This is a genomic window from Vibrio diazotrophicus (genome assembly GCF_038452265.1).
GTDB lineage: Bacteria > Pseudomonadota > Gammaproteobacteria > Enterobacterales > Vibrionaceae > Vibrio > Vibrio diazotrophicus.
On the sequence record NZ_CP151842.1, the window covers coordinates 2,883,003 to 2,899,485 of the forward strand.

At 44.0% G+C, this 16,483-nt stretch carries 18 protein-coding genes; 11 read left to right on the top strand and 7 right to left on the bottom strand.

Features of this window, described 5'->3' with window-relative positions:
* Nucleotides 1–16 precede the first annotated feature (16 nt).
* From surA to apaH, 5 genes are all read left to right on the top strand, one after another.
* Nucleotides 17–1,312, top strand: coding sequence for a peptidylprolyl isomerase SurA (gene surA, locus AAGA51_RS13310; RefSeq protein ID WP_042489236.1), 1,296 nt, complete (start codon nt 17–19; stop codon nt 1,310–1,312).
* Nucleotides 1,302–2,294 (top strand): 4-hydroxythreonine-4-phosphate dehydrogenase PdxA, encoded by a 993-nt coding sequence (gene pdxA / locus AAGA51_RS13315; RefSeq protein ID WP_042489239.1) that lies wholly within the window; start codon nt 1,302–1,304, stop codon nt 2,292–2,294. Before surA ends, pdxA begins: the two co-directional genes overlap by 11 nt.
* 13 nt (nt 2,295–2,307) lie before the next feature.
* On the top strand, nt 2,308–3,135 hold the full coding sequence (gene rsmA, locus AAGA51_RS13320; protein WP_042489242.1) for a 16S rRNA (adenine(1518)-N(6)/adenine(1519)-N(6))-dimethyltransferase RsmA: 828 nt from the start codon (nt 2,308–2,310) through the stop codon (nt 3,133–3,135).
* Nucleotides 3,136–3,198: 63 nt separating this feature from the next.
* Nucleotides 3,199–3,582 (top strand): Co2+/Mg2+ efflux protein ApaG, encoded by a 384-nt coding sequence (gene apaG / locus AAGA51_RS13325; protein WP_042489244.1) that lies wholly within the window; start codon nt 3,199–3,201, stop codon nt 3,580–3,582.
* Nucleotides 3,583–3,593: 11 nt separating this feature from the next.
* On the top strand, nt 3,594–4,412 hold the full coding sequence (apaH, locus tag AAGA51_RS13330; RefSeq protein ID WP_042489247.1) for a bis(5'-nucleosyl)-tetraphosphatase (symmetrical) ApaH: 819 nt from the start codon (nt 3,594–3,596) through the stop codon (nt 4,410–4,412).
* A gap of 57 nt (nt 4,413–4,469) precedes the next feature.
* Here apaH and folA read toward each other — a convergent pair whose 3' ends face one another.
* From folA to rplU, 6 genes are all read right to left on the bottom strand, one after another.
* Nucleotides 4,470–4,952 carry a type 3 dihydrofolate reductase gene (gene folA, locus AAGA51_RS13335; RefSeq protein WP_042489248.1) on the bottom strand — a complete coding sequence of 161 codons (483 nt, stop codon included), beginning with the start codon at nt 4,950–4,952 and terminating at the stop codon, nt 4,470–4,472.
* A 44-nt stretch (nt 4,953–4,996) separates the two neighbouring features.
* Complete coding sequence (locus AAGA51_RS13340; RefSeq protein WP_042489251.1) at nt 4,997–5,470, bottom strand: threonine/serine exporter family protein; 474 nt, start codon at nt 5,468–5,470, stop codon at nt 4,997–4,999.
* A gap of 2 nt (nt 5,471–5,472) precedes the next feature.
* On the bottom strand, nt 5,473–6,234 hold the full coding sequence (locus AAGA51_RS13345) for a threonine/serine exporter family protein (protein ID WP_042489253.1): 762 nt from the start codon (nt 6,232–6,234) through the stop codon (nt 5,473–5,475).
* A gap of 129 nt (nt 6,235–6,363) precedes the next feature.
* Nucleotides 6,364–7,539: an Obg family GTPase CgtA gene (gene cgtA / locus AAGA51_RS13350; protein WP_042489256.1), complete on the bottom strand. Its 1,176-nt coding sequence runs from the start codon at nt 7,537–7,539 to the stop codon at nt 6,364–6,366.
* A 222-nt stretch (nt 7,540–7,761) separates the two neighbouring features.
* Nucleotides 7,762–8,019 (bottom strand): 50S ribosomal protein L27, encoded by a 258-nt coding sequence (rpmA, locus tag AAGA51_RS13355; RefSeq protein ID WP_004409945.1) that lies wholly within the window; start codon nt 8,017–8,019, stop codon nt 7,762–7,764.
* 21 nt (nt 8,020–8,040) lie between these two features.
* Entirely contained in the window at nt 8,041–8,352 is a 312-nt protein-coding gene (gene rplU, locus AAGA51_RS13360; protein WP_042489259.1) for a 50S ribosomal protein L21, read from the bottom strand.
* Between the two features lie 268 nt (nt 8,353–8,620).
* Between rplU and ispB the strand changes: the two genes are divergently transcribed.
* Entirely contained in the window at nt 8,621–9,592 is a 972-nt protein-coding gene (gene ispB, locus AAGA51_RS13365; protein WP_042489262.1) for an octaprenyl diphosphate synthase, read from the top strand.
* A gap of 68 nt (nt 9,593–9,660) precedes the next feature.
* Here ispB and mdh read toward each other — a convergent pair whose 3' ends face one another.
* On the bottom strand, nt 9,661–10,593 hold the full coding sequence (gene mdh / locus AAGA51_RS13370) for a malate dehydrogenase (protein WP_042489265.1): 933 nt from the start codon (nt 10,591–10,593) through the stop codon (nt 9,661–9,663).
* 322 nt (nt 10,594–10,915) lie between these two features.
* Between mdh and argR the strand changes: the two genes are divergently transcribed.
* From argR to AAGA51_RS13395, 5 genes are all read left to right on the top strand, one after another.
* On the top strand, nt 10,916–11,386 hold the full coding sequence (gene argR, locus AAGA51_RS13375; RefSeq protein WP_042489268.1) for a transcriptional regulator ArgR: 471 nt from the start codon (nt 10,916–10,918) through the stop codon (nt 11,384–11,386).
* A gap of 368 nt (nt 11,387–11,754) precedes the next feature.
* Nucleotides 11,755–12,723 (top strand): TAXI family TRAP transporter solute-binding subunit, encoded by a 969-nt coding sequence (locus tag AAGA51_RS13380; protein ID WP_042489270.1) that lies wholly within the window; start codon nt 11,755–11,757, stop codon nt 12,721–12,723.
* Nucleotides 12,724–12,865: 142 nt separating this feature from the next.
* The gene (locus AAGA51_RS13385) at nt 12,866–15,445 is read left to right on the top strand and encodes a TRAP transporter permease (RefSeq protein ID WP_042489273.1); all 2,580 of its coding nucleotides are present in this window, start codon (nt 12,866–12,868) and stop codon (nt 15,443–15,445) included.
* A gap of 62 nt (nt 15,446–15,507) precedes the next feature.
* Entirely contained in the window at nt 15,508–15,948 is a 441-nt protein-coding gene (locus tag AAGA51_RS13390; protein ID WP_042489276.1) for a universal stress protein, read from the top strand.
* A 141-nt stretch (nt 15,949–16,089) separates the two neighbouring features.
* Nucleotides 16,090–16,476: a DUF2061 domain-containing protein gene (locus AAGA51_RS13395; RefSeq protein WP_042489278.1), complete on the top strand. Its 387-nt coding sequence runs from the start codon at nt 16,090–16,092 to the stop codon at nt 16,474–16,476.
* Nucleotides 16,477–16,483: the final 7 nt, after the last annotated feature.

Consider the following 16,483-nt stretch of genomic DNA (forward strand, 5'->3'; position numbering starts at 1 on the left):
GATAATAGGAATTTAAATGAACTTGTGGAAACACACCCTCTTAGGTTTATTCGCAGCTCTAAGCATGAGCAATGTTAATGCTGCACCAGTAGAACTCGACCGCGTTGCCATCATTGTAAACGGTGGTGTTATCTTACAAAGTGACATCGACAGCGCATTAAAAACGGTCAAAGTAAATGCCAGTAGCAATGGTCAATCTTTGCCAGAAGAATCGGTTTTGCGTGATCAGGTAAGAGAAAAACTCATCATTGATACGCTGCAACAGCAAGAAGCTGAGCGCATTGGCGTGCGTATTGACGATGCTCGACTGAACGATGCTATCGGTAATATTGCCAAACAAAACAATCAAACATTAGAACAGTTGCAAGCTTCAGTAAGCGCACAAGGCCTCACCTATGCAGAATTTCGCGAACAAGTGCGAAAAGAGATGTCAGTCAGTGAAGCCCGAAATGCCATGGTTCGCCGTCGTATCAATATTTTGCCAGCTGAAGTCGATACATTAGCTGAGCTCCTTGCTCAAGAAACCAATGCAACCGTTCAATATAAAATCAGCCATATTCAACTGCGCTTCAATGATAACCAAGATAAAGCTCAGTTAGAAAAGCAAGCTAATGAACTGGTTGAACAACTCAACTCCGGTGCTGACTTTAGTAAAATGGCGTACAGCTACTCCAAAGGGCCAAAAGCACTGGAAGGCGGTAACTGGGGTTGGATGCGTAAAGAAGAGATGCCAACCATTTTTGCCGACCAAATCAAGATGCAAAACAAAGGTAGCATTATCGGACCATTCCGCAGCGGTGTTGGTTTTCATATCTTAAAAATTGATGATGTTAAAGGCTTAGAAACCGTTGCGGTAACTGAAGTAAATACTCGCCATATTCTGATCAAGCCAACCATTATTCTGAGTGATGAAGGCGCGAAGAAGAGACTTGAAGGTTTTATCGAGCAGATTAAAGCTGGTAACGCAAACTTTGGCGACCTAGCACAGCAATACAGCCAAGACCCAGGGTCCGCTGCACAACACGGTGAGCTAGGTTACCAAACGCCAGATTTGTACGTTCCAGAATTTAAACATCAGGTAGAAACACTACCTGTCGGACAAATCAGTGAACCATTTAAAACAGTACACGGCTGGCACATAGTAGAAGTACTTGATAGACGCGAAGTAGACCGAACAGACTCTGCGTTGAAGAACAAAGCCTACGGTATTCTGTTCAACCGTAAATTCAACGAAGAAGCTGGTGCTTGGATACAAGAACTGCGAGCAAGTGCATTTGTTGAAGAGTTAAAAGGTGATCAGGATGAAAATTAAACGCATCGTGGTTACCGCTGGTGAGCCTGCGGGTATTGGACCCGATCTTGTTTTAGCGCTATCTAAAGAAGACTGGACGCATCAAATCGTTGTCTGTGCGGATAAAAACATGTTGGCGGAAAGAGCAACAGCGCTCGGCATCAATGTTGAACTGCTTGATTACAATGCAGAGCTAACGCCACAACCTCAAAAAGCAGGCACACTGGTCGTCGACCACATAGCGACCGCCGCACCTGTTGTTGCAGGTCAGCTCGATGAACAAAACGGACATTACGTATTAAAAACATTAGAAAGAGCCGCTTTGGGCTGTATGAATAATGAATTTGATGCTATTGTCACCGGCCCTGTACACAAAGGGGTGATCAACCGAGCCGGAGTTGCCTTTAGTGGCCACACTGAGTTTTTTGCCGAGCAATCTAATACACCTCTGGTGGTGATGATGCTGGCAACGGAAGGATTACGAGTTGCACTTGTAACCACGCATATACCATTGGCTTACGTTTCTAAAGCGGTAACCAGTGAGCGTCTAGAAAAGATCATTCATATTCTCCACAAGGATCTCGTTGAGAAATTTGCGATTGAGCAGCCTACTATATATGTATGCGGCCTTAATCCTCATGCAGGTGAAGATGGCGTACTGGGTCGAGAAGAAATCGACACCATTACTCCAACATTGGAAAAATTACGTCAGCAAGATGGCATAAATCTGATTGGTCCACTGCCAGCAGACACCATCTTCAACGACAAATACTTGCAAAAAGCGGATGCCGTTTTAGGTATGTACCATGATCAAGTTCTCCCTGTATTGAAATACAAAGGCTTTGGTCGTTCTGTGAATATCACATTAGGTCTGCCTTTTATCCGAACGTCTGTCGACCACGGAACAGCGTTAGATCTTGCTGCTACGGGTAGAGCCGATATTGGTAGTTTCAGAACAGCACTCGCTCAAGCTATTGAATTAGTTGATAAGAAAACGAATTAACTTCGAGAACACTATGAGAAATGATGTCCACTTAGGACACAAAGCGCGTAAACGTTTTGGTCAAAACTTTCTAAACGATCCTTATATTATCGACGGTATCGTTTCAGCAATAAATCCACGTCCGGGTCAAAACTTGGTTGAAATCGGTCCGGGTCTTGGCGCTATCACTGAGCCCGTTGGTCGTGAAGTAGATAAGTTCACAGTAATCGAGCTAGACCGTGACTTGGCCGAACGTCTGCGTAACCATCCTGAATTGGCAGATAAACTGACCATTCATGAAGGTGATGCAATGCGTTTTGACTTTACTCAGTTAGTAAAGCCAAACAACAAACTGCGTATTTTTGGTAACCTGCCATACAATATTTCTACCCCACTGATGTTCCACTTGTTTGAATATCATAAAGACATCCAAGATATGCACTTTATGCTACAAAAAGAAGTGGTGAACCGCCTCGCTGCAGGTCCAGGTAGCAAAGCGTATGGTCGCTTAACAGTTATGGCTCAGTACTACTGCAAAGTAGTGCCAGTACTTGAAGTGCCACCAACAGCATTTGTTCCGCCACCAAAAGTAGATTCAGCAGTTGTGCGCTTGGTTCCTTATGAAGAATTGCCTCACCCAGCGACGAGCCTGAAATGGCTAGATCGCGTAGTTCGTGAAGGTTTCAACCAGCGTCGTAAGACTGTACGTAACTGCTACAAAGCATTAATGCCGCTTGAAGTGTTAGAAGAGCTTGGCGTGAACGCTTCCATGCGTCCAGAAAACCTAACTCTGCCTCAGTTTGTTGCGATGGCAAACTGGCTAGACGCAAATGCTTCTGATAGCAATAAGAGCGACGAGTAGTAAACTAAAAACAGGACGACATAGCTCGTCCTGTTGTTTTTCCTATCTTGATAAGGAGTTCACATGGATGATGTCTCTGCGCCTTGTATTAAGATTCAAGTTCATACCAAATATATCCCTGAACAATCGACTCCTGAGCAGATGCGCTACGTATTCGCGTACCTGATTACCATTAAAAACCTGAGCCCTGAAACCGTACAACTCATCAGCCGTCGTTGGTTAATTACTGACGCCAATGGTAAGCAACTGGTTATAGAAGGTGATGGCGTGGTCGGCGAACAACCTTTTATTGATGCCAATGATGAGTACACCTATACCAGTGGAACGGCAATTGAAACACCTGTTGGCGTAATGCAAGGGCACTACATCATGCACGATCATGAGGGTAAAGAGTTCATCGCCAATATCGAGCCTTTCCGTTTGGCCGTCCCTAACGTTTTAAACTAACCGGAGTAACAGTGGCGAATTATATTGTTGGTGATATCCAAGGCTGTTTTGACGAACTTCAGTTACTGCTTGAACAAGTTAATTTCGATCCGAAAGAAGATATCTTGTGGGTAGCGGGTGATCTCGTTGCTCGCGGCCCTAAATCTTTAGAAACGTTGCGCTTCATTCGTTCGTTGGGTGATGCCGCAAAAGTCGTTTTGGGTAATCACGATTTGCATCTCCTTGCGGTCGCCTGTGGCATTCATCCAATTAAAAGCAAAGATAAAACACGACCAATATTAGAAGCAGAAGACAGAGATGAACTCCTGCACTGGTTACGTAAACAGCCATTGTTTTTAGAACACGATGAGTTTGTTGTTTGTCACGCAGGAATCTCACCTAAGTGGGATTTAGACACTGCGCGTGAATGTGCAAAAGAGATCGAATCCATACTGCAAAGTGATCGTTGGATGTGGCTGATTGAAAACATGTATTCCAACCAACCAGATCAATGGCGATCTGATCTTAAAGATCTGGATCGCTATCGCTATATCATTAACGCTTATACTCGCATGAGATTCTGTTTTATCGATGGAAGACTGGATATGAAGTGCAAACTTCCTCCGACGGAAGTCAGTGGTAATCTGCTACAGCCTTGGTTCGATCTCAAAAACAGAGTACCAATTGAAAAGACCGTTCTGTTTGGACACTGGGCAGCACTGGAAGGTTATCACGGCAAAGATGTAATTGGACTTGATACAGGATGTGTGTGGGGTGGACATTTGACTCTGCTGCACTGGGAAGAAAAGAAGTTCTTCACTCAGGATGCACTCAGCGCCGCCGTTGAATAGAACTCAAATAAACAAAGCCCAGCGATAATGCTGGGCTTTGTTTTTTTATCCAATGATTTAGTGACGTTCTAGAATCACAAACTTCATATCGTAGGCGTTCTTTTCATCAGCCGAAAAGGTTTCTCTATGGCTTTCCAGCCAACCATCTCCCCAATCAGGGAACTGAGTATCACCTTCAACATTGGCATCAATATAGGTAACATACAGACGGTCAGCCTTAGGCAGACAAGTCGCATACACACTACCGCCACCAATGATCATCACCTCTTCAACGTCACCAGCTAGTTTAATAGCTTCTTCAATTGAAGTAGTCACCTTCACGCCTTCAAAGTTCAGACTAGGATCACGACTGATCACAATATTCTGCCGTCCCGGTAGAGGGCGTCCAATCGATTCGTAAGTTTTACGCCCCATGATAACGGGCTTACCTAAAGTACAACGCTTAAACCAAGCGAAATCAGCAGGTAAGTGCCAAGGCATTTGGTTATCTTTGCCAATAATTCGATCATTTGCCATCGCGGCAATCATACTGATGATCATTATTCTTCCCTATTAGACGATTACTTCTTCAAACTGTCCGTTTTTTAAACCACGGGTTTGCGGCGATAGAATAACAGCCCCGGCACCGCAAGACCAACTGCTAGGCCAGCGATAATAAACATCGCCTTGAGGAAGTTCTCAAATAAAGTTTCTAACAGTTCTGGTCGAAAACCTAAATGGTTGATTTCCACCATAGCGATCATCGCCTTATAAGTGAAAACACCGGGCACCATTGGAATAAGTGCGGCGACAGTAAACACTTTAGGATGAGCCAAAAACTTATGCGACCAGTGAACACCTATCATGCCGACAATTGTGGCGGCAAAGAAGGTTGCCCACTCAATAGGAATGCCAAACTGCATCATTAAAAAGCGCGAGCCATGGCCTATAGCGCCACCCAGTGCACAATATTTCAGCGCAGGAACAGGGACGTTAAAAACCAAAGCAAAGCCAACCGCCGGAATGGCAGCAAAAAACATGTCATTAATAAGACCAAACAGCAATTGCCAACTTAACATCTCTACCACCCCCACACGCCAGTAATACTCATGGCAGCAATAATTCCCAAACAGGTTGCTAGAGTCAGAAGGCTTGCCATCACGAAACGGGCAATACCCACGTTTACAAAGCCTTTGAGCATATCAGCAACAGAGTTTATTAATGGAAAACCGGGTACCAGCATCAGCACCGAAGATGCCATAACGATGGTTGGCTTATTGCCGAGTTGATAGATCACAGCTTGAGCGGAAATGACTGACGTGACAAAAGCGGTCGCCGCAAAATTTAACAGCGGATTGAAATGACGGTGTCCTATTTCCTGACGAACAAACATACCGACAGCTGAAGCAACAAAGGTAATAGCAAATACAGTCCAGTCACCACCAGCGAGGCGGGAAAAAGAGGAACAGGACAGGCCAATCATCAATACCACTAACCAACGGTTGTAACGCTCAGGGCTAATCTGGTTAAGTTTCTTCTGCGCTAAGGAGTGATCAAGCAGACCTTTTTCCATCATGATGCAAATACGCTGAATCTGAGTCACAGCGCGCATGTTGATACCACGATCAGCGCAGCGTCTGGTGGTAGTAATACAGTGGTCACTTTCCAGTGTCGTGACAACCAAAGATCCTGCTGAGAGTGAAACTTCCACCTCTGTCATGCCACAGGCACGCCCCATCCTTTCCATGATCCCAACCACCAAAGCGCTTTCAGCGCCGTGAGCCAGTAACATTTGACCTGCTTGTGCGATTAACCTCGATACGGCTCTCTGTCTGGATGCCATGATTCCTTTCCTAACGTCCTAAGGGTAAAAACTGTGAAGCACTAGTTTGCATGAAAATCATATCGTGAAATATGATTTAGACACAAAAAAGCCGCAATAAATCATTGCGGCTAATGTCAGTAAGCAGAACTATTCACGTACATAGATAACGTGACCGTCATCTTCTTCGTCGTCCCAGTCATCCCAATCGTCATCATCATCTTCAGTGATAACATTGCGACCTGCCATTGCGTCTTTGTGGTAATCATCCCACATAAACTCAACTTTTTGCTCTTCGCTTAACTCTTCTTCTGCACGAGGTAGAGTTTCCATGAAGTCAGCCAATTCGCGACAAAGCTCAGCAGTACCCTGTTTGTTTACTGCTGAAATTTTGAAGTGTGGGCCTTCCCAAGCTAGCGCTTCTAAGATCTCTTGGATCTTTTCATCCGCTTCTTCTTCAAGCATCAGATCCGCTTTGTTAAATACTAACCAAACTGGCTTCTTCGCTAGTTTTTCGCTGTACTGTTCAAGCTCATCCATAATGGTCAGAGCATTTTGTGCAGGCTCACTTCCATCAATAGGTAAAATATCGATCATGTGAAGCAGTACGCGACAACGCTCTAGGTGTTTCAAGAAACGAATACCTAGACCAGCACCTTCTGCTGCACCTTCAATAAGTCCAGGGATGTCAGCAACAACAAAGCTTTTCTCAGGTACAACACTCACTACACCCAAGCTTGGGATCAATGTCGTAAATGGATAATCCGCTACCTTTGGTTTCGCCGCTGATACAGAGCGAATAAAGGTTGATTTACCTGCGTTTGGCAAACCTAGCATACCTACGTCAGCAAGCAGCAATAGCTCAAGACGAAGTTCACGAACCTCACCTTTCGTACCCATGGTCTTTTGACGTGGAGCACGGTTTACAGACGATTTAAAACGAGTGTTACCTAGGCCGTGCCAACCACCTTTAGCGACCATCACTTTCTTGCCGTGTTCAGCTACTTCACCAACGATTTCGTTAGTGTGAATATCCACTGCGCGAGTACCTACAGGTACTTTCAGAGTAATATCTTTACCACGCTTACCAGTACAGTTACCGCCACCACCATTTTGGCCGCGTTCAGCTGCGTAAAAACGCTGGAAACGATAGTCAACCAGTGTATTCAAGTTCTCATCAGCTTCGATGTAGACATCACCACCATCGCCGCCGTCGCCACCATCAGGGCCGCCTTTCGTTACGAATTTTTCACGCCAAAAGCTAACAACGCCGTTACCGCCATCGCCCGCTTCGACTTTAATTACCGCTTCATCAACGAATTTCATTACTTACTCCGCATTACTTGCGTTGCAATATCACTTATTACCAGTGATATAAATTTTAGCAGATCCAGATTCATCGCGTGACGAGGGATCTAAACCTACATATTGGAACAGATAAGGAGGGACTCTATATTCTTCTACTGAAGAACCCCTTCTTTTTTGTTCTGCATAAATAAAAAACCCCACCGTAACGGTAGGGCTTTTGAATTCAGTTAGGTATTAAATTTATTCAGCTTCGATGCTAACAAATTTACGGTTTTTAGGACCTTTAACTTCAAATTTCACTTTACCTTCAGTAAGAGCGAAAAGAGTGTGGTCTTTACCGATACCAACGTTAGTGCCAGCGTGGAACTTAGTACCACGTTGACGAACGATGATGTTACCTGCTAATACAGATTCACCACCGAAACGCTTAACACCAAGACGTTTACTTTCTGAATCACGGCCGTTACGAGTAGAACCGCCAGCTTTTTTGTGTGCCATTGTTAAACTCTCCTAAGTTACTTAAGCGTTGATGCCAGTAATTTTCACTTCAGTGAACCACTGACGGTGGCCTTGTTGTTTACGAGAGTGCTTACGACGACGGAACTTAACGATTTTAACTTTATCGCCACGGCCGTGTTGTACTACTTCAGCAGTAATTTTACCGCCTTCAACAAGAGGTGCACCAACAGTGATTTCTTCACCGTTAGCAACTAGAAGAACTTTATCAAATTCAACAGTTGCACCAGTTTCAACGTCTAATTTCTCTAAACGAAGAGTTTGACCTTCGCTTACACGGTGTTGTTTACCACCAGATTGGAAAACAGCGTACATATTTTACTCCGCTCTTTCCGCACAGCCTATGCCATATGTGAGCAATGAGGGTGTGCGCTAAACTAATCATCAATAGGGCGCAGATTCTACGTGAATGATGGTCCTATGACAAGCCATATTTTAAAAAAATTGGCGAAAAGCTAATCGCCAAACAAAAGTGCCGCAATCATGCCTTTATGGCGTGTATTAATCAATGCTTTTTAGTGTATTATTCAACAATTCTAGAAGACAAAATGCCTTACAAGCTCTAACTTCAGCCGGATGTACAATGGATTTTAAAGCTATCCAAGCGCTTACTGCCGATGACATGGCAAAAGTGAATGAAACAATTCAAGCTCAGCTCAACTCTGATGTGTCTTTGATCAATCAACTCGGGTTCTATATTGTCGGTAGTGGCGGCAAGCGTCTAAGGCCTTTACTGGCTGTATTGTCAGCCAAAGCCCTAGGTTACGAAGGCACCGCACATACAACCGCTGCGGCATTTATCGAATTTATTCATACTGCAACCCTGTTGCACGACGATGTCGTCGATGAATCAGACATGCGTCGAGGTAAAGAAACAGCCAATGCTGCATTTGGAAATGCTGCCAGTGTGTTAGTCGGCGACTTTATCTATACTCGCTCATTTCAGATGATGACAGAGCTAGGATCAATGAAGATCCTTAAGCTTATGAGCGATGCAGTAAACGTGATTGCGGAAGGTGAAGTTCAGCAATTAATGAACTGCAACGATCCGAATACCACTGAAGAATTGTATATGCAGGTTATCTATTCTAAAACTGCTCGCCTGTTCGAAGCGGCAACTCAAATCGGTGCGATTTTAGTTGAGGCTCCAGAAGAAGTAGAAACGGCTTTGCAGAACTACGGTAAATATTTAGGTACCGCATTCCAGCTAATTGATGATGTGATGGATTACACTTCTGACGGCGAAGAAATGGGTAAAAATGTCGGCGATGACCTAGCAGAAGGAAAACCGACTCTGCCGCTACTGCACGCAATGCGCAATGGCACACCGGAACAAGCTGAAATGATTCGCGACGCAATTGAGCATGCAAACGGTATGGAACGTCTGAACGATATCCTCGCTGCGATGGAGCAAACAGGTTCCCTCACATATACCGTGAACAAAGCATTGGAAGAAGCAGATAAAGCGATTGCACAGCTAGAAGTTTTACCAGAGAGCGAATATAAGCAGGCATTAGTTACTCTTGCCCATATGGCAGTGAATCGCAGTAAATAATCATAAATAAGTAGTCATAAAAAAGCCGCTCCATCTAGGAGCGGCTAGAAAATTATTTAAATACAGAATTACTTAACGAACTCAACACCAGTTTGAATATCGCCGTTAAGTGTTTCTAACATGCCATCCAACGCAGCTTTTTCAAACTGGCTAAGCGGACCGTAGCTCAACACTTCTTCTATTCCGTTTTTACCCAACTTAACTGGTTGAGCAAAGAAAGGTGCATGTTCGCCGCTACCTTCAACATACGCGTATTCAATAACATCTTCGCCTTGTAGAGCTTTCACTAGAGACAAACCAAATCGGCAAGCCGCTTGTCCCATAGATAGCGTTGCACTACCGCCACCCGCTTTTGCTTCTACAACTTCTGTACCCGCGTTTTGAATGCGCTTAGTCAATGCTTCCACTTCTGCATCTGTGAATTCAACACCTTCTACTTGAGAAAGAAGAGGAAGAATCGTCACACCGGAGTGACCGCCAATCACAGGAACTCGAACATCACCTGGATCTTTCTGTTTCAGTTCCGCAACGAAAGTCTCAGCACGAATAACGTCCAGAGTAGTAACACCAAACAGTTTGCGCTTGTCGTAGACACCCGCTTTTTTCAAAACTTCAGCAGCGATAGGAACAGTGGTATTCACAGGGTTGGTAATAATACCCACACACGCATTTGGACAAACTACTGCAATGCGTTCAGCCAGAGATCTTACAATCCCAGCATTCACATTAAATAGATCCGCACGATCCATGCCCGGTTTACGAGCGACACCAGCGGAAATTAAAACAACATCAGAGCCTTCAAGGGCAGGAGTTGGATCCTCACCACAATAGCCTTTGATAGATACAGGGGTTGGTATATGACTTAAGTCCGCGGCAACACCAGGTGTTACCGGAGCAATATCATACAGGGCAAGATCTGAACCTGCCGGTAAACGGTTTTTAAGCAATAAAGCGAGGGCTTGACCAATGCCGCCAGCGGCGCCAATTACAGAGACTTTCATTATCGTTCTCCTTGTGAGTTTTTGTCTTATTTATGTTTTGTAGGGTAGTGTAATATCTGACCAAAAAATTATAGTAATCACAAGTTGATTACAAACAGTTAACGCCAGCTTTGCGACTTCGAACACTTCCTAAATAACTTGCATATCGTTAACTGAGTATTGACATATCCCTTGCCCCTTTAAATCTTCCTATTTCTCTCTCCTTGAGCTCGAATTGTATCTATTTAAAGTGACCTTTTAGACAGTTTTGAACCTTAATTTGCCTGTAAGTGAATATCTATGCGAGAATATGCACCATTATTGAATTAGTGGTAACCAAAATATGCGTAGTGCAGATAAACAAGACAACCTAGTCCGCGCTTTTAAAGCTTTATTAAAAGAAGAACGATTTGGCTCCCAAGGCGATATCGTTGACGCTCTTAAAAATGAAGGCTTTGACAATATTAACCAATCTAAAGTCTCTCGCATGCTTACGAAGTTCGGTGCTGTACGCACACGTAACGCAAAAATGGAGATGGTCTATTGCTTACCCGCTGAATTAGGCGTTCCGACTGTATCAAGCTCTCTGAGAGAACTCGTACTGGATGTTGACTACAACAATGCACTCGTGGTTATCCACACAGGCCCAGGGGCTGCTCAACTTATCGCGCGTTTACTTGATTCTCTAGGTAAATCTGAAGGTATCCTTGGCGTTGTCGCTGGTGACGATACTATCTTCATTACCCCTACACTAAACATTACAACTAAGCAGCTATTTACCTCTGTTTGTGAACTGTTTGAGTACGCTGGTTAAATAGCTATCTGAGTGTAACTCATTAATCGATATACATTATTACCTTTCTAGAAGTCACGTACTGGGATCAGTACGTGACTTTTTTCTATCTATAATCCTCAAAATCAACAATTGTTTGCTCACTCAAAACTAATGCAACCCGTGAATTACAAAATTGAAACATGATGAAACAATTCATTCTAAGTTAGTGGTAATACTTAGCTTTTATGACTACATTTTTAAACATCACTATTATTATGTGATGCTTTTTTGCTATTATCCTGACACTTTTTCAACATAATGATTGAAAAAGATACTGTTTCTCATGAAGAAACGACCAAAGCAGCTACACTTGTTTTGGGTAATTATGAATGAAGGAAGGGAAATTCATGGCATTGAATAAAATCATAAAGGTCGGCGCTATTGCTGCAACAATTCTTGGTGCAGGCGCTGTTAACGCGCAAGAGTTCATCACAATCGGTACCGGTTCTGTCACTGGTGTTTATTACCCAACTGGTGGTGCAATCTGTAAGCTTGTTAACAAAGACCGTAAAGAACACAACATTCGCTGCTCTGTAGAATCTACCGGCGGTTCTATTTACAACGTAAATACAATTCGCTCAGGCGAGCTTGATTTCGGTATCGTGCAGTCTGACTGGCAATACCACGGCTACAACGGTACAAGTGAATTTGCAGAACAAGGCCCATTCAATAAATTACGCGCGATGTTCTCTCTTCACACAGAACCTTTTAACATCATCGCTCGCACTGATGCTGGCATTAATGGTGTGGCAGATCTTGCTGGTAAACGTGTAAACATTGGTAACCCAGGCTCTGGCGACCGCGCAACAATGCAAGTCGTTATGGATGCATTTGGCTGGACAAATGACAGCTTCACATTGGCTTCTGAGCTAAAAGGCTCTGAGCGTTCTCAAGCATTGTGTGATAACAAAATTGACGCATTCATCTACATGGTTGGTCACCCAAATGGCTCAATCAAAGAAGCAACTACATCATGTGACGCTAAGCTAGTTCCTGCGACTGGCGAGCAGATCGACAAGATCGTTGCGGGCAACCCATACTACGCATACAGCACAGTTCCAGCTGGTATGTACCGTGGTACAGATCAAGATGTGAATAGCTTCGGTGTAGCCGCGACTCTAGTAACAACGTCTGATGTTTCTGATGAAGTCGCTTACAACGTTGCAAAAGCGGTATTTGAAAACTTCGAAACTTTCACTCGTTTGCACCCTGCATTTGCAAACTTGAAGAAAGAAGACATGGTTAAAGCGGGTCTTTCTATCCCTCTTCACCCAGGTGCTGCGAAGTACTACAAAGAAATCGGTCTGCTAAAATAATTACTGGCAACTCCGACAATAAGGAGGCTTAGAGCCTCCTTATTGTTAATCACTATTTACGTTCAATATTTTGGGTTTTCGCTCATATTTAGAAAACCTCTCTTCGTTGTAACTCTTTACCATCATTAAAAGGATAATGTACATGACGCAGACAAATTCTCCGTCTCAAGATGTGCAAGAGATGGTCGCACAAGCGGATACAGGCGCCAGAAACCCAAGTGGTATTCCGGGTCGCATTTTGTGGTTTGTGCCACTATGTTGGTCATTGTTCCAGCTTTGGTACGCATCTCCGTTACCGTTCATTTTTAACTTCGGCGTACTTAACGATACTCAAGCAAGAGCAATTCATTTATCGTTTGCTGTCTTTCTTGCCTTTACAGCCTATCCGGCTCTAAAGAACTCTTCACGAGACCGAATCCCGCTTATTGACTGGGTATTCGCACTTGTAGGTAGCTTTTGTGCTTCATATATTTATATCTTCTACGCACAGTTAGCAGGCCGCTCAGGTGCCCCAACCTTGCTTGATGTAGTTACCGCATCTGCCGGTATGCTATTGCTGCTGGAAGCAACTCGCCGAGCGCTTGGTCCACCGTTAATGGCGGTTGCTGCGGTATTCTTGTTTTACACCTTTGCTGGCCCATATATGCCAGAGGTTATTGCTCACAAAGGTGCGAGCTTAAATAAAGCAATGTCTCACCTATGGCTAACAACAGAAGGTGTGTTCGGTGTAGCTTTAGGTGTTTCTACCTCATTTGTATTCCTGTTCGTGCTCTTTGGTGCAATGCTGGAAAGAGCAGGTGCTGGTTCATACTTCATTAAAGTTGCTTTCTCTTTATTAGGTCACATGCGCGGCGGCCCAGCAAAAGCGGCTGTTGTGGCATCCGGTTTATCAGGGCTGGTTTCTGGTTCATCGATTGCCAACGTTGTGACAACAGGTACGTTTACTATTCCTCTAATGAAGAAAGTTGGCTTCCCAGCATCAAAAGCAGGCGCTGTCGAAGTTGCGGCCTCAACTAATGGTCAGCTCACGCCGCCAATCATGGGTGCGGCTGCATTCTTAATGGTGGAATACGTCGGCATTTCTTATGTAGAAGTTATCAAAGCTGCACTTTTACCTGCGCTAATCTCTTATATCGCTTTGATCTACATTGTCCACTTAGAAGCGTGTAAAGCAGGCATGCAAGGTCTGCCAAGACGACACACTTCGACATTCTTACAAAGCATGCTCTCTTTCACCGGAACTATTCTGGCTATCTGTGTCATTAGTGCAGTGGTTTATTACGGAATTGGCTGGACAAAAGATGTTTTCGGCTCATTAGCAACCGTGCTAGTGGGCATAGCCTTACTTGCTTCCTATATTGCGCTGGTCAAGGTGTCATCTAAATATGCCAAAGAAGGCGGCTTTAATCTTGACGAAGATATTCAGGAGATCCCTGATGTTGGTCCAACAGTAAAATCTGGCCTGCACTTTCTATTACCGATTGTTGTTTTAGTTTGGTGTTTAACCGTTGAACGTTTTTCTCCGGGCTTGTCTGCGTTTTGGGCAACCGTCTTTATGATGTTCATTCTGCTGACACAACGTCCGTTAATGGCAGTGTTTAACCAATCGAATGATGCGGCTGAACAAGCAAAAGTAGGTGTTGTCGATTTGCTTGAAAGTTTAGTGTCTGGTGCTCGAAACATGATTGGTATCGGGGTTGCAACCGCAGCTGCCGGCACGGTCGTGGGTGTGGTAACGCTGACAGGTATTGGTCTTGTGATGACAGACTTCGTTGAGTTCATCTCAGGCGGTAGCGTGATTATGATGCTACTGTTTACTGCTGTGATCAGCCTGATTTTAGGTATGGGCTTACCAACAACAGCAAACTACATTGTGGTTTCAACGCTGATGGCTCCGGTTATCGTCACCCTTGGTGCTCAGCACGGATTAATCATCCCACTTATCGCCGTTCACTTGTTTGTGTTCTATTTCGGTATTTTGGCTGATGATACACCACCTGTAGGTCTGGCTGCATTTGCCGCAGCTGCAATTGCTAAATCCGATCCAATTCGTACCGGTATTCAAGGTTTTACCTACGACATACGAACCGCCATTTTGCCGTTTATGTTTGTATTCAACACCCAGTTACTGTTAATGGGTATTGATACGTGGTGGCATCTTGGACTAACCATCATCTCATCCATTATCGCGATGTTACTGTTCTCAGCCGCGACACAAGGTTGGTGGTTTACCAAGACAAAATGGTGGGAAGTTGTTGCTCTGCTCGCTTTGACATTTACATTCTTCCGTCCGGGTTTCTGGTGGGATATGGTTTACCCAGCACAAGAAGAGCATCCAGGTATAGAACTTGCTCAAATCGTAGAACAGACGCCAATTGGTGAGCCTGTACAACTGCTGGTTGCTGGTGAAACCATTGAAGGCGACTTTGTATCTAAGACGGTACTACTGCCATTTGACGACAGAGCAGTCACCCCAGAAGAACGTATTTCTTCAATGGGCCTAATGCTCAACAATGATGGTGAGAAAATGATCGTTGATATGGTGGAGTTCGGTAGCCCTGCAGAATCAGCAGGTATCGATTTTGGATGGGAAATTGAATCGATCATTATTGATAGTGAACGACCAATGAAAGAATGGGTATTCCTTCCTGCTCTACTACTGACAGTGCTACTTGGCTGGAATCAACGAAGAAGAGCGAAAAAAGAGCAAGTTATAGCCTAACCCTTCGTCTGGCTAATCCATTAACGGAATAGCCAGACTTTATCACTCAGAGAAATGACATTATGTATAAAAACATTCTTGTTCCTGTTGATTTAAATGAGCACGGTTTCTGTGACAAGGCTGTTGAACATGCGGTTTGGCATGCAAAACAGAACAACGCTAAAGTTCATCTGCTCAATGTTCTGCCTGGCATTCACATGTCGATGGTTGCTACCTACTTCCCTAAAGAAGCAGCAAAGCAAATGAAAGAAGATGTGAAACAGCAACTGAAAAAATTTGCACAGCAGTTCAGCACTGACGGCGTTGAATTTGAAGTGTATGTTGCTGAAGGGAAAGCTTATAGCACCATTCTTGATTACGCTAAAAAGGTTCACGCAGATCTGATTATCATGCCAAGTCACAAACGATCTCGAATCGATAAAGTGGTATTAGGTTCTGTCGCCAGCAAAGTTGTTGAAAACTCACCTGTCAATGTACTGGTTATCAAACCAACGGGTCTATAACAGCTTAACAATAGAAAAAGGCGCTCAATGCGCCTTTTTTGTTAGTTTTTGCCTATCACAGTAATTCAAAAATACCACTAGCGTTAATGCGAATAGTTATCAATAATAAACCCAACAAAGAGAGACAAGGTTGGGCACTTTATGAAAAAGACTATCAGTTTTGCAGCATTACATTTCAGCATTGCATTTACCGTTGCATACGTACTGACAGGCGACATCATTCTAGGTAGCCTGATCGCAATGCTTGAGCCAATGGTGAACACCGTAGCATTCTACTTCCACGAGAAAGTTTGGGACAGACACGCTCCGCTACAGCGCTATGCTCATAACCCAAGAATCAAAACCATGAGCTTTGCTGTTATTCACTACACAGTGGCATTTAATGTGGCCTACATGCTAACAGGTAGCTGGTTAATTGGCGGCGTTATGGCACTGATTGAGCCAAGTTTTAACACTTGTGCTTACTACTTCCATGAAAAATTCTGGCAAAGTAAAGCCGATCATAATCACTGGCAATGTGTTCACTAAGAGAAAA